The following is a 26,310-nucleotide window of genomic DNA, read 5'->3' as shown; positions in this document are numbered from 1 at the left end:
ATTTGATTCATAATAAATATATAATAAAAGTATTGATACAAAAAATTACTAATTTTGTGATCGTTATGATTGAACACCTTCACCCCCGAATACTAGAGAACAAAGACTGGGCAACATTTTTATTTGTGTTGACTTTTGCCATTGTTGCTATGACTAAATCAGCTTATGAAACTAGATTTAGCGAATTCAGTAAGCTTATTTTCTCAGATAAATACGCAAAAATTTATCGTGACAATAATCATTTGAAAAGCAGTTTTACAGTTGGTTTGTTTTTTGTACAAATCATTTCGTATGCATTTTTCATTCAGCTTACAATGCATATCTTTTCACAAGATGCCAAAACCGGAACTTACGGTGTATTAAAAACAGATTGGATTCTATTTGTTCAGATCGCCACTTTTTTACTTTATTTCATTCTTGCAAAGTATTTAATCGAGAAAATTGTTGCAGCTTCATTCAACATCGACGAATTTATGGAGCTTTTTAACTTACAAAAAGTAACATATCGAACATATATTGGCATTTTAATCCTTCCTATTAATGCTGTTTTGTTCTATTATGACAATATTCCAAAAACTATACCCCTCGTTATCATAGGTATTTCGCTGTGTATTAGTCTCTACTCGTATTTTATTTCAATAAAAACGTATCAAAACGCAATAATCGGTAAGTTATTTTATTTTATTTTATATCTTTGCGCTCTTGAAATAGCCCCTTATTATTTTCTTTATTATTGGATTACAAAAGGGAGTGCTTAGAAAATGTTTATAATATGAAAGTGAAAACAATTTTGGTGTCACAGCCTGAACCTAAAGTGGAGAATTCTCCTTACTTTGAGCTCCAACAAAAACACAAAATAAAAATTGATTTCAGACCATTTATTCATGTGGAAGGGGTTAATGCAAAAGAGATTAGGTTGCAAAAAATCGATCTTAATCATTATACTGCGATAATTTTGACGAGCCGTAATGCGGTGGATCATTTTTTTAGAGTAGCTGATGAAATGCGTTATAAAGTCCCTGAAGGATTGAAGTATTTCTGCCAATCAGAAGCAGTTGCATTTTACTTGCAAAAGTATGTAGTGTACAGAAAGCGTAAAATTTATGTGGGAGCAAAAGACTTTGCTGATTTATCTCCATTGATAAAAAAGTACAAAGACGAAAAATTCTTACTTCCGGCATCTGATCAATTAAATGCAGATGCGCCTGTTACCTTAAACAACTTAAAGGTAGATTGGACACAAGCCGTATTTTACAAAACTGTAATGAGCGACTTATCTGATCTTGCAGATGTTTATTATGATGTTTTAGCATTTTTTAGCCCAACTGGAATAAAATCATTGTTTAAAAACTTCCCTGATTTTAAACAAAATGAAACCAGAATTGCTGTTTTTGGAAGCACAACTCAAAAAGAAGCTTTGGATTATGGTTTAAGAATTGATATTCTTGCTCCAACTCCTGAAACGCCTTCTATGACAATGGCTTTAGAAAAATACATCGCCGAAGCAAACAAAGGAAAATAAGCCTTAAGAAATAACAATTTAGAAATTCCAAATTTCAACTTTAATCGGTTGGGATTTGGAATTTTTCTTTTTAAATGAAATCCTACACAACACACATACCCACGGTTGAAACCGCGGGCTACAAAATAAAAGATCACAAAACTCCAATTCTTGCTTAACAGCTGGAATTTGGAATTTCAAGAATTGTAATTTTCTTTTTCACAGCATTTTGAGTATATTTGGTTTCTAACTAAAACCAAATCACTAAAATTAGTTTCAAATTACAACTCTTATGAAAATCAACTCCCTTTTAATTGAAATCGACGGTATCGACAAAGAAATTCTTCGTTACTTAATGGACGATGCCCGAAAACCTATTTTACAAATCGCCAACAAAATAGGCATTTCCGGAGCTGCAATTCATCAGCGTTTAAAAAAACTGGAACAATCCGGCGTAATTTCAGGATCAAAATTTACAGTAAACCCAAAAGTTCTTGGTTATAACACAATGGCGTTTATTGGCGTTTACCTTGACAAAGCTTCCCGAAACTCTGAAGCTGTAAAAGATTTAAAGAAAATCCCCGAAGTTCTGGAATGTCATTATACTACAGGAAACTGGTCAGTTTTGATAAAAATCATTTGTCGTGACAACGAACATTTAATGCAGCTTTTAAACACTAAAATTCAAGCAATAGAAGGTGTTTCCAGAACGGAGACGTTTATTTCGTTAGATCAACAGATTGACAGACAAATTCAATTATAAATTAGATAATGTGCCAATTTGATAATTAGATAATTTGCTTGAAATATGTAAATTGTTAAATGTAAGAATGTCTCTCATTACATAACTTTCAAAAATCCATATATAAACAATTGTCTAATTACTATAAATAGCAAAAACCCGACAGATTTTAAAAACCTGTCGGGTTTGCTATAAATTATCTAATTGACTAATTATCTAATTAACACATTAAAAGAATTAATCTCTTCTATTATTACTTCCTGCGTAAATCGAAATATAGTACAACAACGTTGCAATTGATCCGATAGCCGCAACAAGATAAGTTCTTGCAGCCCATTTAAGAGCGTCTTTTGCCCCCGCTTGTTCTTCTTGTGTTAACATGTGTTTATTTTCCAACCAAGCCAAAGCACGATTACTTGCATCGTATTCTACAGGCAAAGTTACAATCGAAAACAAAGTTGTTACTGCAAAAAGCACGATTCCTATTAACAATAATTGAGGAAATACCTGAATCATTAGAATTCCTGCTAACAAGATCCATTGCATAAAATTTGATGCAACACTTACAATTGGAACCAATTTCGAACGCATCGTCAGCCATTCATAACCTACAGAATGCTGCACAGCGTGACCACATTCATGAGCCGCAACAGCTGCTGCCGCCGCATTACGATGATTATAAACTGCTTCGCTCAAATTCACCGTTTTATCACTTGGATTATAATGATCCGTCAATTGTCCCGGAGTCGAGATAACGCGAACATCAGTAATACCATTGTCCGCTAACATTTTTTCGGCAATTTCTGCACCGCTCATTCCGTTTCTTAATTGCAATTTAGAATACAATTCGAATTTGCTTTTTAGCTGTGAACTTACCAGCCAACTAAACAACATTATAGCTCCAGCAATAATTAAATATCCCATTCCCATATCTTTATATTTTTAATTGTTATTTACTTAAATAGTCTAAAAGGTGTTTAAAAACAAGCCTTTAACATCTTTTAGAGAAATAGCAATTTACGAACCATTTCTCTAAAATGCCAAAATGACATCCAATTTTAGATATTAATTAAGAATTTCACTAAAACTATAAATGAAAAAATTCCAAATCCCTACAGTAATTGGAATTTGGAATTTTTATATAAGTTTAAATATTGGAATTTATAAGAGTTGATTATTGATATCTTCAAACTTTTCAATCAGACTGTCTAATTTGGATTGCTGTTTTTTTATTTTTTTTGGACGCAGATAAAACCAATTAAATGCAATCCACGACAAAGTTATACCATAAGTCAGGCTCATACCCAAAAGCGACATTCTAACCGCATATTCATACATATACAAACAAATTGCTGTCGTAAGTGCGATAAAGTAAAAACTGATCATTTTAGTTTGTAAAAACTGCTGCTTCTTTTTTATTAAAATGAGTTTTTGCAAATATTCTTGATTGGTTTGTGTGGTTTCGATGTTCTTATAATTACTCAATAGTTTATTATGCACAAATAAATAAATCATCATTGTGAGTACCATTAAGGTAATTCCAATTTTAGAAGAAACAAATTTCGGCTGATAGTAATACCAGACAAAAAGATTAAAAGCGCTGGTTACAAAAAGTAAAATATTCAAAATCCAGAAACTTCGAAGACTTGCATTTTTAAATTTCTTTAAACGCCCAAGCACGTCTTGCATATCGGACTGATTTATGGCTTGCTTTTTCCATAAATCTTTAAAATCTATATTATTGTCCATTTTCTTTAAATTTTTGAGTCAATTTTTCTTTTATTCTGTGAATCTTCACTCGGGTATTCGCTTCCGAAAGTCCCACGATTTTTGCGATTTCAGCTTGTTTGATATCCTCAAGTTCAAGCGAAATAATAATACGTTCCGTTTCCGGCAATTCAGCAATACATTTATACAAAAACTGAATTTGCGGTTCTATTGATTGTTGTTTTTCTTCGGTCAGATTGATTGGCAAATCTGATTTAGGAAAACGCTTTTCTTTTTCGATCTGTCGCAAACAATTATTAGACGCAATTCTAAAAATCCAGGTTCCAATACTCGATTCATTTCTAAAAGTGTCCAGCTTTTGCCAAACAATAACAAAGGTTTCCTGAGCCAAATCCTGTGCAACATCATAATCGTTCACAAAACCCATACAAAGCCTGAATATTCTATCCCAATATGTTTTATAGATCTCTTCAAATACCATTCTTAAGATTTTATAAAATTGTTTAATTGCTCTAAATACCATTCTGTATCGTCGTACATAATAAAGTGTAATCCTTTATTTGCATACTCAAATTTTGCGGTTTTTAGATTTTTATATTGCGTTTCAATTGCAGGTTTTAAATTTATAAAATAAGATTCTAATAAAATTAATGACGGACATTTTATAGTTGCAATTTTATCTCTTAAATCCGTATTAGAGAAATCGCAATACATTTCGGCAAATGTTTTTCTGTCTGATTTTACACTCCAATCAACAAGCATTTCAAGTTTTGTGGTATCTGCCAAAAGTCTTGGCGCCATCTTTTTCTGCATATCATAAAACTGAGCATCATTCATTGCCGTCATCTGAGTTACCATTGGCGAACAATCATTATTTTCTTTTGACTTAAAAGAAGGATCCATCAATGCGCCCAAACAAGGCAAAGCATCTACCACAATAATTTCACTTATCAAATCAGGATAATCTGCTGCAATCGCCAATGCTAATCCGCCGCCCATACTGTGACCAATTACGATTGGTTTTTCAATTTTATTATCTTTTATATAATTGGCAATCTCGTTCTCCCAATTTTTGAATGTTGCATTTCCTTGCGGTTTTACTCCGGCAAAACCTGCCATTGTAAGTGTATAACAAGCATAATCTTTCTCGAAGTTAACTTTTGTTTCTTTCCACACATCTCCTGAAGAAGCAAATCCCGGAATGAATACTATAGCTTTTTTCCCTTTTCCGGTTTTAACAACCTCAAACGGATATTGTTTTGTTTGTGCAAATACATTTAAACATAATGCTGAAAATAATAAGGCGATAACTAAGATGATATACTTTTTCATTTTTGATAGTTTTAAGTTGTTAAATGATTTAATTCGCCTTTTGGATACGAGAGCATTTAAAATGTTACAACTAAAATGAAAAAATTAATAGAAAAATTCAAAGTCCCAATGTTTATGAGGGTTTTTTAACCGCAAAGTGCGCGAAGATTTACGCAAAGGACGCGAGTTTTTTTGCTCGCAAAGGTGCCAAGTCGCAAAGTTTTTTCCGCAATCTTGTCATTGCGAGGAACGAAGCAACCACACTACAATAAGACACAAAACTTGATGCAGCAAGTGAGATTGCTTCGTTCCTCGCAAAGACATAAAATGAGGTAATTATAAAAAAAATCCAAATCCCAATCGTAAAATTGGAATTTGGAATTTTAAATATTGGTATTTATTTTTGGTTAACCAACCAAATTGATGATTTTTCCAGGAACAATAATCACTTTATTTGGTGTTTTACCATCTAATTGTTTTTGTGTTCTTTCGTCTTTCATGATGATTTCTTCGATTTGTTCTTTGGTTAAATCCAAAGGCAATTCGATTGTGAAACGCATTTTTCCGTTGAAAGAAACTGGATATTCTTTATTGGTTTCAACCAAATGTTTCGCTTCAAAAACTGGGAAAGGAACTTCAGAAATTGAAGTTGTGTTTCCTAATTGTGACCATAATTCCTCAGCAATATGTGGCGCATAAGGCGAAACCAAAATTGCTAAAGGTTCTAAGATTGCTCTTGAATGACAATTTTGAGTTGACAATTCATTCACACAAATCATAAATTGAGAAACTGAGGTATTGAAAGAAAAACTCTCAATATCTTCTGCTACTTTTTTGATTGTTTTGTGTAATGATTTTAAGTTGTCTTTTGTTGGTTCGTCGTTGTTTACGATTAAACCGTTATTTTCGTCAAAATACAATCTCCATAATTTTTTCAAGAAACCAAATACTCCAGAAATTCCAGCAGTATTCCAAGGTTTAGCTTGCTCTAACGGACCTAAGAACATTTCGTACAAACGTAATGTATCAGCTCCGTATTCATTACAAATATCATCCGGAGTTACTACATTATAGTATGATTTCGACATTTTTTCGACTTCACGACCTACAATGTATTTTCCGTTTTCATCTAAAACAAATTCAGCTGTATTAAAATCTTCTCTCCAGGCTTTGAACTTTTCAATATTTAATTCATCTGATGAATTTACAAAATGAACATCAACTCGAATTGGCTGTACATTTTGACCTTCAATTTTATTTTTAGAAACAAAAGTGTTCGTTCCTTCCAATCTGTAAACATAAGCTGTCGTTCCTAAAATCATTCCCTGATTAATCAGTTTTTTGAACGGTTCTTCGGTTGGAGCAAAACCTTTGTCTTTTAAGAATTTATTCCAAAAACGAGAATACAATAAGTGTCCGGTTGCGTGCTCGCTTCCTCCAATATATAAATCTACGCTTTCCCAATAAGCCAAAGCTTCCTTGCTTGCAAATTCATTTTCGTTATGTGCATCCATATAACGCATCCAATACCATGAACTTCCCGCCCAACCTGGCATTGTGTTCAATTCAAGAGGAAAAATCGTTGCATGATCTACTAAATCTGTATTGACAACTTTATTGTTTTTTGTATCCCAAGCCCAAACAGTTGCATTTCCTAACGGAGGCAAACCATCTTCGGTTGGTAAATATTTCTCTACTTCAGGCAAGATAATTGGCAAATGTTGTGCGTCGATCATCTTTGGCAAACCATTTACATAATAAACCGGGAAAGGCTCACCCCAATAACGCTGACGAGAAAAAACGGCATCACGCAAACGGTAATTTGTTTTTCCTGTTCCTTGTCCAATTTTCTCTAAAGCTGTAATTGCAGCCTGAGTTGCTTCTTTATAATTTAATCCGTTTAAGAAATCAGAATTAGCGATTTCGACATTGTCTTTTGATCCATAAGCAGCTTCAGAAATATCAACATTTGCGAAGATATTCTTGATTTCCTGCATTCCTTTTTGACCTTTAAAGAAATTAGCAAAAGCATAATCTCTCTCGTCTCCGCAAGGAACCGCCATTACAGCACCAGTTCCGTAACCCGCCAAAACGTAATCTCCAATCCAAACCGGAATTGCTTCTTTTGTAAAAGGATGTTCTGCATAAGCTCCGGTAAATACTCCCGAAATTGTTTTCACATCAGCCATACGTTCACGCTCTGAACGTTTTGCTGTTTTTTCGATATAAGCTTCGATTTCTCCTCTTTGCGCTTCAGTAACTATTTTAGAAACCAAAGGATGCTCCGGCGCCAAAGTCATAAAAGTTACGCCAAAAATAGTATCAGGACGAGTTGTGAAAACTTCGATAACTTCATTGTGATCTTTCACATTAAATTTCACCAAAGCTCCAACAGATTTCCCAATCCAGTTTCTTTGCGATTCTTTAATAGATTCGCTCCAGTCAATATCATTTAAACCTTGAAGTAAACGTTCGGCATAAGCAGAAATTCGCATACTCCATTGTGTCATTTTTTTACGAATAACAGGATATCCACCACGCTCAGAAACTCCGTTTACGATTTCGTCATTTGCCAAAACAGTTCCTAAACCAGGACACCAGTTCACTTCTGTTTCTGCCAAATAGGTCATTCTGTATTGCAAAAGGATTTTTTCTTTCTGATCTTCAGAATATGAATTCCATTCTTCCGCAGTAAAAATTGCAACATTATCGTCGCAAACTGCTTCAACTAACTCGTTTCCTTCTCCTTCAAAAACTTTTACAAGCTCTGAAATCTCAAAAGCTTTTCCTTGTTTTTTGCAATACCACGAATTAAACAATTGGATAAAAATCCATTGTGTATGTTTATAATAATCAGGATTTGAAGTTCGTACTTCACGGCTCCAATCAAATGAAAAACCAATTTTATCCAATTGTTTTCTATATCCTGCAATTTGTTTTCCTTCTTTATCAACTCCACCGTCAATATTTACGCGTGTTGTATCTTCAGGACGTTGCCCCGTTTGTATCGCATATTGTTCAGCAGGCAATCCAAAACTGTCATAACCCATTGGGTGCAAAACATTGAATCCCTGATGTCTTTTGAAACGAGAATATACATCTGAAGCAATATAACCCAGCGGATGCCCAACGTGAAGTCCCGCACCTGACGGATAAGGAAACATATCTAACACATAATGCTTCGGTTTTTCAGAATTATTACTTGCAGCAAAAGTTTGGTTTTCAGCCCAATATTTTTGCCATTTTTCTTCGATTTCGTTTGGATTGTATTTCATTTCTAAGGTTCAAAGGTTCAGAGTGACAAAGGTTCAAAGGTTTATCACCGAATTAAGTTTGCAAATTTACATTTATTACACATTGTACCAAAGCTATTTCGTTGACAAACAAATAAAATAACAAAATACTTAATTTTAATTACGTAAAAATACTTATGTTTGTATTTAAATACTTAGCGATAAATGTTTACCTTATTTAATTACAAATAAACCTAAGAAAGAATAGCTTTACAAATAACAACTAAGTATCTTAGCAATAACTATTTAGAATTAAGCATGGAGAATACTAAAAAATACTCTATTGAAGTCCGTCTTTGGATTGAAGAAGCTGAAGGTCCGTTTTTAGGAATTGGAAAAATATGGCTTCTGGAAAATATTCAAAAAACAGGATCTATTACCAACGCTGCAAAAGAAATGAAAATGGCTTACAGACAAGCCTGGCAATTAGTTGAAGAAATGAATCAGCGCGCAGAAAAACCTTTGGTAGAAAAATTACTTGGCGGAAAAGGCGGCGGTGGCGCAAAACTGACGGAAGCCGGAGAAAAAGCAATCGGTATTTTCTATGAAGTTGAAAAACGTATTAAAGAATTTGCAGAGAAAGAAACTCAGAAATTGAAATTTTAAGAGACTTTGATTCTCCCAAAATCGCTTGGATTTCCTTTAATTCTCAATCTGTTGAAGTATGATTTTAATCATATTTTATATTTAAAAATTGTATTTGTTTTGTGAAATAGAAATGGATAAAGTTTTTTATTTCTGAAACAAAAACATCAAATAGCAGTATTCCTAAGAAAACATATTGATTTTCTTTCTAAAAATAAATTAACCAAAAGCGAACCTTTTAACCGTCAGTATTCATTTTAAAACATACTGAAAAATTTTATTCTAAATATGAAATTACAACTTTACATATTCCTACTTCTTGTCAGTTTTAAAAGCTTTTCTCAAGCAAAAGATTCTATAAAAAATCCCGATAACATCAAAAAAGAAGAATTAAATGAAGTCGTAATTACAGCTTCCCGCAGATCCGAAAGAATCATGCGATCTCCTATAAGTATTGAGCAATTAAAATCGGCGGAAGCCAAAAAAATGGGATCGCCAAGTATTTACGAAGCGCTTGAAAACGTAAAAGGTGTTCAGATTATCACACCAAGTTTGGGTTTTAAGGTTATCAATACGAGAGGTTTTGCCAATTCTACCAATGTAAGATTTGCCCAATTAGTAGACGGAATTGATAATCAGGCGCCACATTTGGGTGCTCCAATTGCCAATGCGCTTGGCGCGAATGATCTCGATATTGATAAAATAGAAATTATTCCGGGAACTGCAGCGGCTTTATACGGAATGAACGCCATTAATGGTCTGGCAAATATTCAGACCAAAAATCCTTTTGAATATCAAGGCATAAGTGTTCAGCAATTGACGGGTGTAAATCATGTTGGAAATATTGATCGCTTTTCGCCAAAATTATATTCGCAATTTAATTTGCGCATTGCAAAAGCATTCAGTGAAAAACTGGCTTTCAAAATAAATGCTTCAACAACTGGAGGAACAGATTGGGTTGCTGATGACAGAACTGATTTGGCTCCAAATGCAAATGCTTCGACCAATTTATTCGGGTCAGATAATCCTGCTTATGACGAAGTAAACGGTTACGGAAATGAATCGGCAAATAGAAAAACCCTGAACTTAAACGGTAAAAATTATGTTGTTGCCAGAACCGGTTATCGCGAAACTGATATCTCTGATTATGATATTAAAAACTACAAAGCAGATGTTGGTTTATATTTTCGTCCCAAAAAAGATCATGAATTGGTCGTGACCTATAAAACTGCATTAATCAATACGATTTACCAACGTTCGAATCGTTTTAGATTAGACAATTATACTTTGAATCAATTTTCTGCCGATTATCACACACCTATTTTTCAGGTAAAAGCCTACGCAACAACTGAGAATACAGGAGATTCATACAATATGCGTTCGCTTGCAGAAAATATGGATCGCGCCTATAAATCTGACGATAAATGGTTTGCAGATTATTCCACTGCTTATAAAACGGCAATTACAAACGGGGCCTCTATTGCTGATGCGCACAAAATCGCAAGAACAACTTCTGATCAGGGAAGATTTCAACCCGGAACCGAAGCTTATGAACAAAAGAAAAACGAATTAATCGATATTAATAATTGGGATATTGGTGCCGCTTTACGCGTAAAATCGACTTTGGTTCATGCCGAAGGTTTACTAAATTGGGATAAAGCTTTTACTTCTTTTTTCGAAAAAATCGATGCTAAACTTTTAAGCGGTTTCGATTACAGAACCTATATTATTGTTCCTGACGGAAATTATTTTATCAATCCAGTTCATGCTTCTGAAAATCTAACGTATCAAAAAACTGGCGGCTTTACACAACTTACTAAAGATTTATTACAAGATAAATTACGTTTAGGCGCTACTTTAAGAATTGACAAAGCCGATTATTTTGATACTAAATTTACGCCTCAGTTTACAGCTGTTTATTCGCCAAAAGAAACCCTAAGTTTTAGAGCATCTTATCAAAACGGTTATCGTTTTCCGAGTATTTTCGAAGGTTTTTCAAATGTAAATTCGGGTGGCGTAAAACGTGTTGGCGGATTGCGAATTATGTCTGATGGTATTTTCGAAAATTCATACACCAAAGCTTCAATCGACAAATTTCAATCTCAGGTAAATAGCGATGTAAACACTCTTGGATTAACGCAAGCGCAAGCGATCGAAAAGAATAAAAATACAATTCAAAAAAATCCATACACATATTTGCAACCAGAATTTGTAAAATCTTTCGAATTGGGTTTTAAAGTAATTACATTGAATAAAAATCTTTTTATCGATGCCGATTTCTATTATAACTCTTATAAAAATTTTATCGCTCAAGTCGAAGCCAGTATTCCAAATACGACAGATCCAACAAAGATTCCGACAGCTTTATATTCAAAAAACACCCAAAACAGATACCGTTTATGGACCAATTCTAAAAGTAAAATTTACAATTACGGAGGAAGTTTAGGCTTGAAATATCGAATTGATGAAACTTTTACGGCGCTAACGAATTTAACCTATACAAAACTTGATCGAACAGATGATAAAGACGGCTTGGAAGACGGTTTTAATACTCCGGAATTTAATGTAAACGGAACTTTAATAGCTAATAATATCTGGCAAAATCTTGGCGCAAGCGTTACGGCTCGCTATCAAAACAATTTTGATTATGTGTCTTTTTTGGTTTCAGGAACCGTTCCTGCTTATTGGTCTATGGATGCACAGGTAAATTATAATTTCAAAAAGCCTGGGATTTCAACAAAACTAGGCGCAACTAATCTTTTGAACAAACCTTATACTTCTATTCTTGGCGGACCATCAATTGGCGGATTATATTATCTGTCCCTAGTTTGGGAACCTCGAAAAATTTAAAATCTACAAATATTGACCAAATAATTATAAGCAACCCAACCAATTTTCAATCATCAGTATTCATTTAAAAACATACTGAAAAAACCAAATAAATTATGAAACTAAAAATCATTCCACTATTACTTTTTCCGCTTCTTGGATTCAGTCAGCAGAATAATTCAGAACCTGTAGATTCTGTAAAAACTTCGAACATTTTTATGTTGGGAGAAGTAATTGTAACCAATCATCAAAACAAAGACACTCTTAATAGAGTTACTTCAAAAACAATGGAATCTCAAAATAAAGTCGAAGTTTCGAGAGCTTTAAACATGCTTCCTGGAGTTACTTTGACAGCTTCTGGTCCCAGAAATGAATCTATGGTTTCTGTTCGTGGTTTTGATTTGAGACAAGTTCCGGTTTATATGGACGGAATTCCGGTTTATGTTCCTTATGACGGTTATGTCGATTTAGCCCGATTTACCACTTTTGATCTGGCAACGGTCGATGTTTCAAAAGGATTTTCGTCTGTCCTTTATGGACCAAATTCACTTGGCGGAGCAATTAATCTTGTTTCCAGAAAACCTTCTCAAAAACTGGAATACGATGGATCTTTGGGAATGATTAACGAAAACGGTTATAAAGGAAACATAAATATTGGTTCTAATTTGGGGAAATTTTATGTTCAGGGCGGATTTTCTTATCTCGATCGAAACTCCTTTAGAATGTCTTCAACCTTTATTCCAACAGCGAATGAAAATGGCGGACAACGAGACAATTCGTATAGAACAGATCAGAAAATTAGTTTTAAAGTTGGCTGGACGCCAAACAAAAGAAACGAATATGCCATTGGTTATATAAATCAACAAGGCGAAAAAGGAAATCCGATTTATGCGGGAAATGATCCATTGAATTCGCTTTTGCTAAAACCTCGTTTTTGGCAATGGCCGGATTGGGATAAAGAGAGTTTTTATTTTATTTCGAATTCTGCTTTCGATGACAAAAACAGCTTTAAAACAAGATTGTATTTTGATCGTTTCAACAATACTTTGGACAGTTACGACGATGCAACTTATTCAACACAAACCAAAGCTTATGCTTTTGAAAGTATTTACAACGATTATACTTATGGTGGAAATCTGGAATACAACACGAAGTTTATTCCGAAAAATGATTTAAAAGTTGCTTTTCAATTTAAGGAAGATGTTCACCGCGAAAACAATCTTGGAGAACCAGTCCGTCATTTTATAGACAATACCGTTTTGATTGGACTTGAAGATATTTATACCGTAAATTCGAAACTTACCGTAATTCCGGGTGTAAGTTATAATGTTAGAAAAAACATAGAAGCCGAAGATTATAACGCCACAACAAAAGTAATCTCAGATTATCCTACAGCCGATGCAAGTGATGCTTATAATGCACAAATTGGAGTCTTTTATAAATTGAATCAAGACCAAAAATTGGGCGCAACAGTTTCTCAAAAAACAAGATTTGCAACTATCAAAGATCGTTATTCGTACAGAATGGGAACAGCGATTCCTAATCCGGATTTAAAACCGGAGAAAGCGACAAATTACGAAGTAAATTATACGGCTTCATTTTTGGACAAGATCACTTTTCAAACCGCATTATTTTATAGTTCATTGTCCGATGCGATTTTAAGTGTGAGCAACGTTCAGCCTGGAAAATCTCAAATGCAAAATTTTGGAAAAGCCGAATATCGTGGTATTGAAGCACAAATCAATTATGCTGTTTTAGAAAACCTTTCGTTTAACTTTAATTATACTTATATCGAAAGAAAAAATATCACCAATCCAATCATTCATTTTACCGATGTTCCAAACACAAAAGTTATGGGAACATTAGAATATAAACCTATCAAAATTCTGCGTTTCATTGCCAATTCAGAGTTTAATTCTTCTCGTTTCAGTACAAGTTACGGAACCAGAGTTCCTGATTATACACTTTTAAACTTTTACGGTTCAGGTAAAATCGCTAAAAATTTTAGCATTGACGCGGGAATCAATAACATCTTCGACAAAAACTATATGCTTGTGGAAGGTTATCCTGAAGAAGGCCGTAATTTTTTCATCACTCTTCGCTTTTTCAATAACTAAATCACAAATCAATATTATATGAAAACTCAAAACTACATTCTCGTTCTTTTACTTGCATTTTCATTAAGCATGTGCAATTCTCCTAAAAAAGAGAACAAAGACACGACCGTTTCCACAGAAAAAAAAGCATCTCCTGAAAATGACAAACATCCTGTATTATCACCCGCCGATAGTTTAAAATTAGTAAATCATGAAATTTCGGTTAAAGGCGATGTCGAATTTCCGTTGCAATTAAGCGTAGATTCTCTAAAGAAAATGAAAGTTGTTACGATCGATAATTTTAAAGTCGTTTGCCAAAGCGGCGAGGTAAAAAAAGACGATAAAATTTGTAAAGGTGTTCTTTTGAAAGATATTCTAGAAAAAGCCAAAATCAAACAAAGCGGACATAAAGACCGAAATTTCTATATCGTAGCAAGAGCTTCAGACGATTATAAAGCGACATTTTCATGGGCCGAAATTTTTAATAATCCAACTGGAGAAAACACTTATGTTCTTTTTGAAGAAAACGGAAAACCAGTAAAAAGCGGTGAAATGATTTTGATTTGCAAAAACGATATTAAAACCGGTCCACGTCATGTTTATTGGCTTAAAAGCATCGAGGTTTATAAGGTCAAGTAATGGTTTGAGAATTTAACCGCAAAGTTCGCTAAGGTTTTTAACTAATTGTTACGGATAGTAAACACAAAGTTCGCAAAGCTATATCAACACAACGCTTTGCTCCCGATAGCTATCGGGATTGCGTTTGTATAAAACCACGCATAAAAAAACTTTGTGCGCTTTGCGGTTAAATCAGATTCCAAAATTCAACAACAAGCTTTGCACGCTTTGCGGTAAAATCACATTTCAATTTGCAAAACTTCAAAGCTACAAAGGGTTTTAATCTTGATTCTTTTGATCTTTAATTGTACATTTATGGGATAAAAGTTCGTTATTAACTTTAAATAAAGAAATACTTTATTATTTTTACCACATAATTTAAGCAAACTATGAGTTCTAACTTTGATAAATTTCAAAAGCGCAGGTTAATTTCCTCTTATTTTTCGGTTGTATTAAGTGTTTTCTTGGTTTTATTCCTTTTGGGAGTACTGGGATTATTCATTATCAATTCTAAAAAACTGGCGAATGATTTTAAAGAAAAAATCGCAATGACGGTTTTCTTTAAAAATGAAGCCAACGATAGTGTGATAAAAGCATTCAACACGGAATTGAAAAGGGCGCCTTTTGCAAGATCTTACGCTTATGTTTCTAAAGAAAAAGCAGCAAAAGAACATACAGATATCATTGGAGAAGATTTCTTAACCTTTTTGGGAGAAAATCCATTATTGAATTCATATGACATTCACTTAAAAGCTGATTATGTTGAAAGAGACAGCATTTCGAAAATCGAAAGTACTCTAAGACAAAACACTATGATTGAAGATATTGTTTACGACAAACAATTAGTAAATCTGGTAAACGACAACATCAAAAAAGTAAGTATGTGGATTTTGATTATCAGCGGTTTCCTTGCGATAATTGCGGTTTTATTAATCAACAGTTCATTACGTTTATCAATTCATTCTAACCGTTTTATCATTAAAACCATGCAAATGGTTGGCGCAACAAAATCGTTTATCCGTAAACCTTTTGTAATGCGCAGCGTAAAATTAGGAATGTTAGGTGCAGGATTAGCTATTATTGCTTTAATTGCACTTTTACTTTATGTTGAATCAAATTTCCCTGGATTAGGAATCCTAGAAGATAAAGCCTTAATTGGATTGGTATTATTAGCCGTTTTTGGTTTAGGTGTTTTGATCACTTGGGTAAGTACACACTTCGCAACACAACGTTTCTTGAATTTAAGAACTGACGATCTATATTAATCTTAGATTGTTGATATTAGATTTTAGATTAAAATATAAACTCATATAAAATAGAGGATAAGATTGCTTCATTCCTCACAATGACAAAATGAAAAACAATACTAATACTACAGAACAACCGCAAAAACAAGAATTTCTTTTTGACGGTATCAACTACAAAATTCTTTTAATTGGAATTGGAGTTATTGCCTTAGGTTTTATTCTAATGTCTGGCGGAGGAAGTGATAATCCAAATGTTTTTAATGAAGATGTTTTTAGTTTTAGACGTATTCGTTTAGCTCCAACAACTGTTTTGATTGGTTTTGGAATCACTATTTATTCTATTTTCAAAAAGTCTAAATAGACTTTTCTTTAGACTGCTTAGACAACTTAGATCTATAGATTATTAGATTAATCTCTTTAAAAAAGTCTGACATCTAAGAAGTCTAATAATCTAACAATCTAAATTTTCGATGAATACATTACAAGCTATCATTCTAGCCATTATTGAGGGAATTACAGAATTTCTACCTGTTTCTTCAACTGGTCACATGGTTATTGCGTCTTCCTTTATGGGAATTGCTAAAGACGATTTTACAAAACTTTTCGAAATAGTGATTCAATTGGCTGCAATTTTATCTGTTGTCGTTATCTATTGGAAAAAATTCTTTGACTTTAGCAGAATACAATTTTACATCAAATTAATTATTGCTGTTATTCCAGCTTTAATTATTGGCGGGCTTTTCAAAAAACATATTGAAGCAATGTTAGAAACGCCTATTTTTATTGCTGTTATACTTTTATTAGGCGGAATCATTTTGATTTTTGTAGATAAATGGTTTACAAATCCGACTATAAATGATGACGTAGAAATAAGCAATAAAAAAGCTTTTTTAATTGGTTGCTATCAAACACTAGCTGTTATTTTTCCAGGATTAAGCCGAAGCGCAGCAACAATAATTGGTGGAATGCAACAAGGATTAACCCGAAAAACAGCAGCAGAATTTTCATTTTTCCTAGCAGTTCCAACGATGATGGCTGCGACAGTAAAAAGCATTTATGATGTTTACAAAGATTCCCCAGAAGTTTTAAGTACAGATAATTTAGGAATATTAGCCATCGGAAACATTGTTGCTTTTATAGTAGCTTATGCGTCAATAAAATTTTTCATTGGATTTCTAACTAAAAACGGATTTAAATTTTTCGGATATTATCGTATAATTCTTGGTATTGCATTACTGATAATTCACTTTTTCATACACCCTTTATCAGTAAACTAATGACACCCGAAGAATATTTAGAAGGACAAGTTTTACTGATTGACAAACCTTTAAAATGGAGTTCGTTTCAAGCTGTCAATAAATTAAAATATCTTTTGATTAATAAAGTTGGACTTCCAAAAAAGTTCAAAATTGGTCACGCCGGAACTTTAGATCCTTTGGCAACTGGATTATTATTGATTTGCACCGGAAAATTTACCAAAAGAATTTCTGAGCTTCAAGGTCAAGCCAAAGAATATACCGGAACTTTTTATATTGGAGCCACTACTCCATCTTATGATTTAGAAACTGAAATCGACGAGACTTTTCCAACTTCTCATATTGATGAAGCTTTAATTCATGAAACGGTAAAACAATTTCTAGGCGAAATCGATCAAAAACCACCTATTTTTTCTGCAATTAAAAAAGACGGCGTTCGATTATACGAACACGCACGTGCTGGAGAAACAGTTGAAATCGCAAGTAGAAAAACAACCATTCACGAATTTGAGATTACCCGAATTGCATTACCCGAAATTGACTTTAGAGTAGTTTGCAGCAAAGGAACTTATATTCGTTCTCTGGCTTTTGATTTTGGAAAAGCAATGAATTCAGGTTCGCACTTAACGGTTTTACGCCGAACTAAAATTGGCGATTATGACGTAAAAAATGCAATTGACATTACTTTATTTGAGGAAAGTCTTAATTTGAAATAAAAGACAAATAGCACATTACAAAATAAGGCAATAGTATAATGTGCTCACTTCTAAGTACAGTTATTTCATACGCAACCCTTTTGGAATAATTAATAGTGAGGAATATTTTTTCCTCCAAATAATAAACCTGAGATAAAATCGTAAAACCTGTCGAATAACTTTTTCATGATAGTGTATTTTTAATTGTTAGATATTAAATAAACACCAATAAAAAGAGCAAGTCAGATAGTAAATAGTAGAAGTGGGATTATATGAGCAAGTTACAAAATATTTATCCTACAGAAAAATATTTTAATACATTTTTTACTGTCAAAATACTAATTTTCAGTCAATTGCCCGAAAAACATAGCGTTTCAACGATTTTTTAGTCTCAAAACTATAATCGGTTATATTTGATATTTTCCATTATTTCAACCAATTCTTGCTGAACAGAAACGCCTTTATCAGCCAAATACCACAATTGCAAATCGGTTTTGATTTTCTCGTCAATAATACCAAATTCCTTTTTATAGTTTGCCATTAATTCAGTTGCTCCTTTTGGTCTTGGTCCCCAATCAGCGCGAACAATTCCGGCTTCTTTACAAATTACGATAAGTTTTGGTATTGCTCTTCCGCCATTAGTCAGGTAATGATTCATCAAATCGTCATTCTGATCGCGAAGTACAATTCTAAGATCAATCTTTTTATTCGATTCATGCGCCATTTTCTCAATAATTGGAAGTATTTGAGCAGCGTCGCCACACCATCCTTCAGATATTACCAGCCAAATGTAATGGTTGTCTAAGTTTTGCAGTTTTGAAATTACGTCTTCAGAAATCTTGATCGTTTTTTCCAACCGATTCATTCTGACTTCATTCAGACTTGTATAATGTGTTAAGCTTTCAGATTGTTCGTTTCCTGTTGATTTTCCTTCTGACAATAAATCGGTAACTAATTTTCGATATTCTGCATAAGAATAACTGTGGAATAATGCTTTGGCTACAATACTTTTCATACGTGTTTCGTTTTGAGTATTATAAAATTACAAATTTTAAGTAAACGCCAGAATGACATTTATCACATTCAACTGAAATAAATTATAAAAGCTTTATTTCATTAAAAATAAAAGAGCAATTAATTTTTTGTAAACATTATTTTTAAAAATCAGAATATGTCTATATTTGCACAAATTAACGCAACACAAACATGAAATATAAAAGAATTCTTCTAAAACTTAGCGGCGAAGCCTTAATGGGTGATTTACAATACGGAATTGACCCTAAAAGATTAGCCGAATATGCTGAAGAAATTAAGCAAATTCACAGTAAAGGAGTAGAAATTGCTATTGTTATTGGAGGAGGAAATATTTTTAGAGGCGTTGCCGGTGCAAGCGCAGGTATGGATAGAGTACAAGGCGATTATATGGGAATGCTTGCAACCGTAATTAACGGAATGGCTTTGCAAGGCGCACTTGAAGACAGAGGAATGAAAACGCGTTTACAAACTGCTTTGAAAATGGAATCTATTGCAGAACCATACATTAAAAGAAGAGCAGATCGCCACCTTGAAAAAGGAAGAATCGTAATTTTTGGAGCCGGAACCGGAAATCCATATTTCACAACTGATACTGCAGCAGTTTTAAGAGGAATCGAAATCAATGCTGATGTAATTCTAAAAGGAACTCGTGTTGATGGTGTTTACGATTCTGATCCTGAGAAAAATGCTTCGGCAGTAAAATTTGATTTCATTTCGTTTGATGATGTTCTTAAAAAAGGGCTTAACGTAATGGACACCACTGCTTTCACTTTAAGCCAGGAAAACAAATTGCCAATCGTTGTTTTTGATATGAACAAAATTGGTAACCTTTTGAAAATCTGTGAAGGTGAAAACATTGGTACAGTAGTTAACGTATAAACTACTTAGATTGTTCTATTTTTTGACAATCAAATTACATTCAAAAAAAAACAAAAAATCATATTAGTTAGTAAATTAGAGGAATCTTTTTTAACAATAGAATCGTCTATCCCGAAGCTTCGGGACTTAAAAATCTAAAAAAATGACTGAAGAAATAGAATTTATATTAGATAGTACAGAAGAATCAATGAATGGTTCGATTGCGCATTTAGAGAAAGAATTCCTTAATATTCGTGCAGGAAAAGCTTCTCCGGCAATGTTGGGGAGTGTTTTTGTAGATTACTACGGTTCTGCAACGCCACTTTCGCAAGTGTCAAAAATTAGCGTTCCTGATGCAAGAACAATTACTTTACAGCCGTTTGAAAAAAACATGCTACAAGTTATTGAAAAAGCAATTATGATTGCAAACATTGGTTTTAACCCAATGAATAATGGTGATGTAATTATCATCAGCGTTCCGCCTTTGACAGAAGAGCGTCGTAAAGACCTTGCTAAACAAGCAAAATCTGAGGCCGAAGATGCAAAAATTGGTGTTCGTAACGTGCGTAAAGACGCTAATACTGACATTAAAAAGTTAGAAAAAGAAGGAACTTCAGAAGATATCTGTAAATCTGCAGAAGAAGAAGTTCAGAACTTAACAAATACTTACATCAAAAAAATTGACGAATTGTTGGCAGCAAAAGAAGCTGAAATCATGAAAGTATAATTTTTGTAACAACAAATTAAAAATCCGTTTGGTTAAAATACTACCAAGCGGATTTTTTTATTCTTATTTTTGCATACCAAAAATGCATTGTTTTCGTTTTTGAATCTATAATCTCCTTTATGAAACTATTTTGTTTTTTGACTTTGTTCTTTACGCTTACTATTCAGGCGCAATTTCAAATAAATGGAATTGTAACAGATTCAAACAATAAGCCTCTTCCTTTTGCTACAATTACAACTTCAGACAACATCAACACCATTACAGATGTCGATGGAAAGTTTGATTTTAAAATAGCCGAAAAAACGACCACTTTTGCCGTTTCCTACATTGGTTTTCAAACTAAAATCATTGCAATTACGGCAAACAAAAAATATTATGCAGTATCTCTTTCTCAAAAAACAGATGATTTAAAAGAAGTTGTTGTTTCTAATGAAAATCCTGCTTTGACCATTATCAAAAAGGTTATTGCCAATAAAAATAATAACAATCCACAAAAACGCCTAAGCAGTTTTGAATACAAAACCTATAATAAACTTATTGTAACTGCCAATGCTGATTCAATCGACGGCAGAATAGATTCATCTGCGGCTTATAAAGATTTCAATAAAAAAGAAATCAACATCGATTCATCCGATTATAAGTTTAAAGAAATCATAAGCAAACAGCATTTATTTCAGACTGAAAAGGTTTCTCAATATCAATTTGGCGAACACAAACTCAAAGAAACTGTTCTGGGAACCAAAATTGCAGGTTTTAAACAGCCTATTTATGAAATTATAGCATTCAATTTACAATCTATTTCTATTTATGATTCTAAATATGAATTGTTTGAAACCAAGTATGAAAACCCGATTTCTAACAGCGCAACTTCGAATTACAATTATAAATTACTGGATACTGTAAACATAAAAGGGCGTGACACTTATATGATTTACTTTAAAAACAAACAAAAAAGAAGATCATCAGGTTTAGAAGGCGTTTTGTATATCGATCAGGAAAATTTTGCTGTTGCCAAAGCCGTAATGCGAATAAAAGGCGTTCTGGACATTAGCGGAATCCATGAATTTGAATATGTTCCAAGTGAGAAAATATGGTTTCAGAGCAACACAACTTTCAAAATTGTAAAAGGAAAGAATGATGATGATATTAAAATTCTAGGTGGAACTATTCAGTTTGACGGTGACGTTGAAGATAATTTTGAACCGAGAAAAAAATCAGCGTCTGATTTTACCTATCTACTTTCTGAGAGTAATAATTTCGACATTCATTACAACACAACCAATCCTATAAAAAATCCGGCGCTTTACATCGAAATAAAGGACGATGCGAGCAAAAAACCGGAAGAATTCTGGAATACCTATAGAAAAGAAAGTTTGGACTTAAAAAGCCAAAAAACATACTTATTACTGGACAGTCTTTCTGTTAAGAAAAGAATTGAAAAACGTTTAGGTCTTGGGCGAAAAATAATCAATGGTTATTTCCCAATTGGACCTGTTGATTTGGATTTAAAGAAAATAATCAGTTACAATAATTACGAAGGTTTTCGTCTTGGTTTAGGCGGAATCACAAATGATCGTTTTTCTAAAAATTTCAGAATCGAAGGATATTCAGCTTACGGAACTAAAGACGGCGAAGTTAAATACAGTTTAGGAACCGGAGTTTTACTGGACAAAAGCACGAATACCTGGATAAACGGATCGTATACAGACGACGTTCGGGAGATTGCGAGTACTGTTTTTGCAGTTGATAAACGTGTTTTTAAAATTTACGATCCGCGACCAATCAACATTAGTACTTTCTACCAATATAGTAGCTGGAAAGCGAATGTTCAGACTAAAATTATTCCGAAAACTGAAGCTATTTTAGAATTATCACGAACCTCTGTTCAGCCGGAATTTGATTATCTTTTTAATCTAAACGGAAAATTATATTCCAACTATATTATGACTACAGCAATGTTGTCAATAGTTTGGGCGCCATTTAGCGATTTCATGCAAACGCCAACAGGAAGAAATGAATCTGAAAAGAGATTTCCAAGATTTACCTTTCAATACACACAATCATTACCAAATGTTCTGGAAAACGATTTTAACTTTGGCAAAATAGATTTCAAAACGGAGTATGAAAAGAAATATCTAAACGGTCAAAAAACCAGTTTACTTTTGCAAGGAGGTTATGCAATGGGCGATGTTCCAATTACGCATTTGTACAACACAATGCCAAATAACCTTACTAAAGAAACCGTGATTCAGCGTATCACTTTTGCAGGTAGAAACAGTTTTGAAACTATGTATTTTAATGAGTTTTTCTCCAGCCAATATATATTTTTCCAAATCAAACACGGTTTTGACCGAATTACAATATTCAAAAAAGTACGTCCATCTTTAGTTTTAGTAACGAGAATGGCTTGGGGAAATATGGAAAATCCGCAACAACATGTTGGACCAACTTATAAAACATTAGACAAAGGTTTCTTTGAATCCGGAATTGAATTAAACAAGATCTTTAAAGGTTTTGGTCTCGGCGGATTTTATCGCTATGGCCCAAATCAGCTGTTAAAATTTGAAGATAATATTGCTGTCAAAATATCTTATGTTCTTGATTTAGGATTGTAATATAAACATAACCTTTGTCAAAGTTTTAAACTTTGACAAAGGTGAATTGCCTAAAGAATCTCTAAATTACCTTTAGCTTTTCGTAACCTCCTTTTTAACATCAAGCTGAACTTCAGTCTCCATATTACCTCTTATCAAAATCACAGAAGTTGGTTTGCCGTTACTGAAATCAAATTTCAACAAGTTTGGATAATCTACAATTTTAAATAATCCATTTTTAAGATATACCAACTCATTATCATTTTTCCCTTTAAAATGATCCAATAACATCGATTCAACATAAAGACGATTATTCCTTTCCACGATTTTGGTTTCCACTCCTTGTCCATAAAGAAAATCATCATAAGTCCCAATTAGTTTCTCTTTTATACTTGAAGGCATTTCCTGAGTTTCTTCATTAGACGTTTTATTATTCCAGTCCATCAAAGTCAAAAGCTTTTTTTGCGTGTTCCCCATCACAGGAAAACGATTCGGTTTTTCGCCATTGGCTAGAAATGCAAAGCCGTTTCCATCTGTCATTGTAGCAAAAACACTTCCTCCAACTCCAGTATTTGAACCATTACATATAAACCATTCATAGTTATTATAGCCAAAAGACTTTTGCCATCCGTAACTCCATCCGCCAACAGCATCTTTTAAGGCAGATACTTCTGTTACTTTTTTTGCAACATCATGAGAAATCACTTTATTGTTTTTGTTGCGTAATGCATTCTGCATTTCGATAGCAAGTTTAGCTAAATCAGTTGGCGTCGACCACATTCCTGATGCTCCAACTTGCGGCGTGATTGGTAAACCTGTTCTAATAACCTTTTCATTCTCATCGTGAACAAGCGCTACATTTGTTGGGAAACCTTTTTCATCAGGCTGAATCATTGTGGTGTTATTTAAACCGAGAGGAGAAAAAATATACTGTTTTGCCAATTCTCCAATAGACTTCTTAAAAGTATCTTCTAATGCCATTTGAACAATCACATAACCTCCTCCGCTGTATGCCCATCCCGTTCCTGGCGTGAACAAAAATTCAATTTCTTTATCATATCGCGGAATCTTTCCTAAAAGACTTTCTTTTATTGTCGGGATTGTATCGCCTTGATAGTAATCTGCAAATCCACTTTGAGATGTACCGGCCGTATGATTTAGAAATTGTCTCCAGGTTGGACTGTTATTTTCTGTAAACTTACTTTTTGGCAAATGCCAGCGTTTTAGATATCCATCAATTGGAGTGTCTAAATTAATCAATCCTTTCTCTTCAAGAATAAAACAAAGAAGTGCTGTAATTGGTTTTGAAATCGAAGCTGTAGAAAAAGCCGTATTCTTGTCTATTTTCTCTTTTGAATCGATTGATTTTACACCAAATTGATTTGAATAGACTATTTCGTAGTTTTCGAAAACAACAAGACTAAATCCGGCAAGTTTGTATTTTTCTAATTGTTTATCAATATTTAAACTATCGGTAAGAAAGCTATAATCTCTTTCTTTTGATACTGTTTTTTGGTTCGTCTGAGCAGTTGCAACGGTTACTATAAGAAGTAATAAATAAATAGCGTTTTTCATTGTATCGTAATTTTAGGTTAGTAATTCATTTCGATACAAAGATGTGGGAGAAACGAAACCTATGCGACCGAATAAACTCAGTCGAACGCATTTGTCTTAAAAAAATAAGTATGAATAATTAAAACTACGAGTACGAGTAATTACAAAGCATTGAATTTAAGCACTTTTTCGATAAACAGTTGGAGTATCACCGGTATGTTTTTTAAAAGCGGTATTAAAAGAAGATTTCGAATTAAAACCTACTTCGTATAAAATTTCTAAAACGGTCATCTTACTTTTTGTAGCATCTTTTAAGATTTCCATAGCTTCTTCGATGCGATATGTATTCACAAAGTCATAAAAATGCTGCTGCAATTTATGATTAATTAAAAGAGATAAATCCCGAACAGGAATTGCAATATCCTTAGAAACATCCTGAATTGTTAAAGAAGGATCCAGAAACGGTTTTTCTTCGGTCATATATTGCTGCAATTTCAACAACTCTTCATTGTATTCTTTTTCACTTACAGCTAATTGCTCGTTCTTTTTCTCTTCTAAAACAATATCCGAAACCAGTTTTAATTTTGAATCAATACTCCTAAATAAACCCGGATTATTTAATGCTTTAAACAAGTACCAACAAACAATAAATAATTGAAAGACCAAGAGTCCAATTTTTATCCATTCAGAAATATATGGATAATCAGAAAATTTGAAAATATTTTTTAAAAGTGCACCCGAATATAAAATAGTCAACACAACTGTAAACTGAAACAACCAATTATAAGAACTAATACTTGTACCAGCACAATTTTCGAGATAGAGTTTTCTTGCTTTTCTTAAAACCATAAAAACAGCAACAATATATGCAAACAACTGAACGTGTATAAGAATATGATTAAACTGTATTTCAATCATACTTTGATAGTTTTTAATAAAATTAATTTTAGAAGCATCATCTACAGCATAAAAACGAGCTATCAAAATTGCATTTGCAATTATAAATGGCAGCAGATGTAATAAGTGTTTTGGCTTAAGTTTAAAATCAGAATAGCAAACAGATAATACGTATAAATAAAAAACAGGAATTTGCAAGAAAGCAAACAAACCTCTTAACATTCCAAAATTGGAAGGTTTATCAATTATTAAGTTAAATAGAGTTTGACTTGTATCTATTGCGCATAATATTAAAAAAGTAGCAAAAAGAGCATTACTTAACTTATGCTGTGTCTTGACTGCAAACAAAAAAAATGCAAGAAATAATGAAATAAACAAGGAAACTACTGTTACAATAACTAATAAATCAATCTTATCGTTCATTATATTCTTTTGGTATTATTTAGGGTTTACAAATAACTATTACGTTTTTAAATGCAAAACAAAGTTGCGATAGTCTATTCAAAAATAACAAAATATTTGTTGGTTATGCAATTGTATTTGAAGGTTTAAATAAATTTGGGATCAACACAAAAACCTGTAGAAATATAAAAATATTTTTATAGGTTAATCATTTTAAACGCAAAGGGAGCAAAGGTTTTTTATTCGTAAGGTTTTATATAAACGCAAAGTTCGCAAAGCTATATTGATAAAGCTTTGCGAACTTTGCGTTTAATAAGCGTAATCTATAACAAAAAACCTTTG

General features: G+C 33.1%; 22 protein-coding genes. 14 read left to right on the top strand and 8 right to left on the bottom strand.

All coding sequences use genetic code 11. From position 1 onward, the window contains the following. Window positions 1-65 precede the first annotated feature (65 nt). The 3 genes from C8C83_RS11350 (at window position 66) to C8C83_RS11340 (ending at window position 2,264) form a co-directional block, all read left to right on the top strand. The gene (locus C8C83_RS11350; protein ID WP_121328684.1) at window positions 66-758 is read left to right on the top strand and encodes a DUF4271 domain-containing protein; all 693 of its coding nucleotides are present in this window, start codon (window positions 66-68) and stop codon (window positions 756-758) included. 14 nt (window positions 759-772) lie between these two features. Continuing rightward, window positions 773-1,522: a uroporphyrinogen-III synthase gene (locus C8C83_RS11345; RefSeq protein ID WP_121328683.1), complete on the top strand. Its 750-nt coding sequence runs from the start codon at window positions 773-775 to the stop codon at window positions 1,520-1,522. A gap of 271 nt (window positions 1,523-1,793) precedes the next feature. Then, the gene (locus tag C8C83_RS11340) at window positions 1,794-2,264 is read left to right on the top strand and encodes an Lrp/AsnC ligand binding domain-containing protein (protein WP_007811264.1); all 471 of its coding nucleotides are present in this window, start codon (window positions 1,794-1,796) and stop codon (window positions 2,262-2,264) included. 216 nt (window positions 2,265-2,480) lie between these two features. Here the strand turns inward: C8C83_RS11340 and C8C83_RS11335 are convergent, their stop codons facing one another. From C8C83_RS11335 to leuS, 5 genes are all read right to left on the bottom strand, one after another. Then, window positions 2,481-3,173, bottom strand: coding sequence for a zinc metallopeptidase (locus C8C83_RS11335; RefSeq protein ID WP_121328682.1), 693 nt, complete (start codon window positions 3,171-3,173; stop codon window positions 2,481-2,483). 231 nt (window positions 3,174-3,404) lie between these two features. After that, complete coding sequence (locus tag C8C83_RS11330; RefSeq protein ID WP_121328681.1) at window positions 3,405-3,992, bottom strand: hypothetical protein; 588 nt, start codon at window positions 3,990-3,992, stop codon at window positions 3,405-3,407. After that, window positions 3,982-4,452 carry an RNA polymerase sigma factor gene (locus C8C83_RS11325; protein ID WP_121330024.1) on the bottom strand — a complete coding sequence of 157 codons (471 nt, stop codon included), beginning with the start codon at window positions 4,450-4,452 and terminating at the stop codon, window positions 3,982-3,984. Before C8C83_RS11325 ends, C8C83_RS11330 begins: the two co-directional genes overlap by 11 nt. Before the next feature lie 2 nt (window positions 4,453-4,454). Next, a complete protein-coding gene (locus tag C8C83_RS11320; protein WP_121328680.1) occupies window positions 4,455-5,303 on the bottom strand; it encodes an alpha/beta hydrolase in 849 nt (282 codons plus the stop codon). A gap of 386 nt (window positions 5,304-5,689) precedes the next feature. After that, window positions 5,690-8,557: a leucine--tRNA ligase gene (gene leuS, locus C8C83_RS11315; RefSeq protein ID WP_121328679.1), complete on the bottom strand. Its 2,868-nt coding sequence runs from the start codon at window positions 8,555-8,557 to the stop codon at window positions 5,690-5,692. Between the two features lie 276 nt (window positions 8,558-8,833). On the opposite strand from leuS, the gene C8C83_RS11310 reads away from it, so the two are divergent. From C8C83_RS11310 to truB, 8 genes are all read left to right on the top strand, one after another. Continuing rightward, window positions 8,834-9,181, top strand: coding sequence for a LysR family transcriptional regulator (locus C8C83_RS11310; RefSeq protein ID WP_121328678.1), 348 nt, complete (start codon window positions 8,834-8,836; stop codon window positions 9,179-9,181). Window positions 9,182-9,448: 267 nt separating this feature from the next. Further along, window positions 9,449-12,010 carry a TonB-dependent receptor gene (locus tag C8C83_RS11305; protein ID WP_121328677.1) on the top strand — a complete coding sequence of 854 codons (2,562 nt, stop codon included), beginning with the start codon at window positions 9,449-9,451 and terminating at the stop codon, window positions 12,008-12,010. Window positions 12,011-12,105: 95 nt separating this feature from the next. Next, window positions 12,106-14,106: a TonB-dependent receptor gene (locus C8C83_RS11300; RefSeq protein ID WP_121328676.1), complete on the top strand. Its 2,001-nt coding sequence runs from the start codon at window positions 12,106-12,108 to the stop codon at window positions 14,104-14,106. A gap of 18 nt (window positions 14,107-14,124) precedes the next feature. After that, a complete protein-coding gene (locus tag C8C83_RS11295; RefSeq protein ID WP_233566055.1) occupies window positions 14,125-14,724 on the top strand; it encodes a molybdopterin-dependent oxidoreductase in 600 nt (199 codons plus the stop codon). Between the two features lie 368 nt (window positions 14,725-15,092). Next, window positions 15,093-15,968, top strand: a complete 876-nt coding sequence (locus C8C83_RS11290; RefSeq protein WP_099709724.1) for a permease-like cell division protein FtsX — start codon at window positions 15,093-15,095, stop codon at window positions 15,966-15,968. 88 nt (window positions 15,969-16,056) lie between these two features. Then, window positions 16,057-16,311 (top strand): DUF3098 domain-containing protein, encoded by a 255-nt coding sequence (locus tag C8C83_RS11285; RefSeq protein ID WP_121328675.1) that lies wholly within the window; start codon window positions 16,057-16,059, stop codon window positions 16,309-16,311. A gap of 109 nt (window positions 16,312-16,420) precedes the next feature. Next, on the top strand, window positions 16,421-17,227 hold the full coding sequence (locus C8C83_RS11280) for an undecaprenyl-diphosphate phosphatase (protein WP_121328674.1): 807 nt from the start codon (window positions 16,421-16,423) through the stop codon (window positions 17,225-17,227). Continuing rightward, window positions 17,227-17,922: a tRNA pseudouridine(55) synthase TruB gene (gene truB / locus C8C83_RS11275; RefSeq protein ID WP_121328673.1), complete on the top strand. Its 696-nt coding sequence runs from the start codon at window positions 17,227-17,229 to the stop codon at window positions 17,920-17,922. The genes C8C83_RS11280 and truB overlap by 1 nt, the downstream gene beginning before the upstream one ends. Window positions 17,923-18,298: 376 nt before the next feature. Here truB and C8C83_RS11270 read toward each other — a convergent pair whose 3' ends face one another. Beyond that, the gene (locus C8C83_RS11270) at window positions 18,299-18,916 is read right to left on the bottom strand and encodes a thioredoxin family protein (RefSeq protein ID WP_121328672.1); all 618 of its coding nucleotides are present in this window, start codon (window positions 18,914-18,916) and stop codon (window positions 18,299-18,301) included. A gap of 191 nt (window positions 18,917-19,107) precedes the next feature. On the opposite strand from C8C83_RS11270, the gene pyrH reads away from it, so the two are divergent. The 3 genes from pyrH (at window position 19,108) to C8C83_RS11255 (ending at window position 23,136) form a co-directional block, all read left to right on the top strand. Beyond that, a complete protein-coding gene (gene pyrH, locus C8C83_RS11265; protein WP_121328671.1) occupies window positions 19,108-19,815 on the top strand; it encodes a UMP kinase in 708 nt (235 codons plus the stop codon). A 142-nt stretch (window positions 19,816-19,957) separates the two neighbouring features. Then, window positions 19,958-20,521 carry a ribosome recycling factor gene (gene frr / locus C8C83_RS11260; RefSeq protein ID WP_121328670.1) on the top strand — a complete coding sequence of 188 codons (564 nt, stop codon included), beginning with the start codon at window positions 19,958-19,960 and terminating at the stop codon, window positions 20,519-20,521. 119 nt (window positions 20,522-20,640) lie between these two features. Continuing rightward, entirely contained in the window at window positions 20,641-23,136 is a 2,496-nt protein-coding gene (locus tag C8C83_RS11255) for a DUF5686 family protein (RefSeq protein ID WP_121328669.1), read from the top strand. A gap of 72 nt (window positions 23,137-23,208) precedes the next feature. Here the strand turns inward: C8C83_RS11255 and C8C83_RS11250 are convergent, their stop codons facing one another. Both C8C83_RS11250 and C8C83_RS11245 read right to left on the bottom strand, forming a co-directional pair. Then, complete coding sequence (locus C8C83_RS11250) at window positions 23,209-24,690, bottom strand: serine hydrolase domain-containing protein (RefSeq protein ID WP_121328668.1); 1,482 nt, start codon at window positions 24,688-24,690, stop codon at window positions 23,209-23,211. Between the two features lie 156 nt (window positions 24,691-24,846). Next, window positions 24,847-25,989: a helix-turn-helix domain-containing protein gene (locus tag C8C83_RS11245; RefSeq protein ID WP_121328667.1), complete on the bottom strand. Its 1,143-nt coding sequence runs from the start codon at window positions 25,987-25,989 to the stop codon at window positions 24,847-24,849. Between the last annotated feature and the right edge of the window lie 321 nt (window positions 25,990-26,310).

Source organism: Flavobacterium sp. 90 (assembly GCF_004339525.1).
GTDB lineage: Bacteria > Bacteroidota > Bacteroidia > Flavobacteriales > Flavobacteriaceae > Flavobacterium.
Note: the sequence above shows the minus strand (reverse complement) of the source record. Positions and strands in the feature narration are given on the sequence as shown.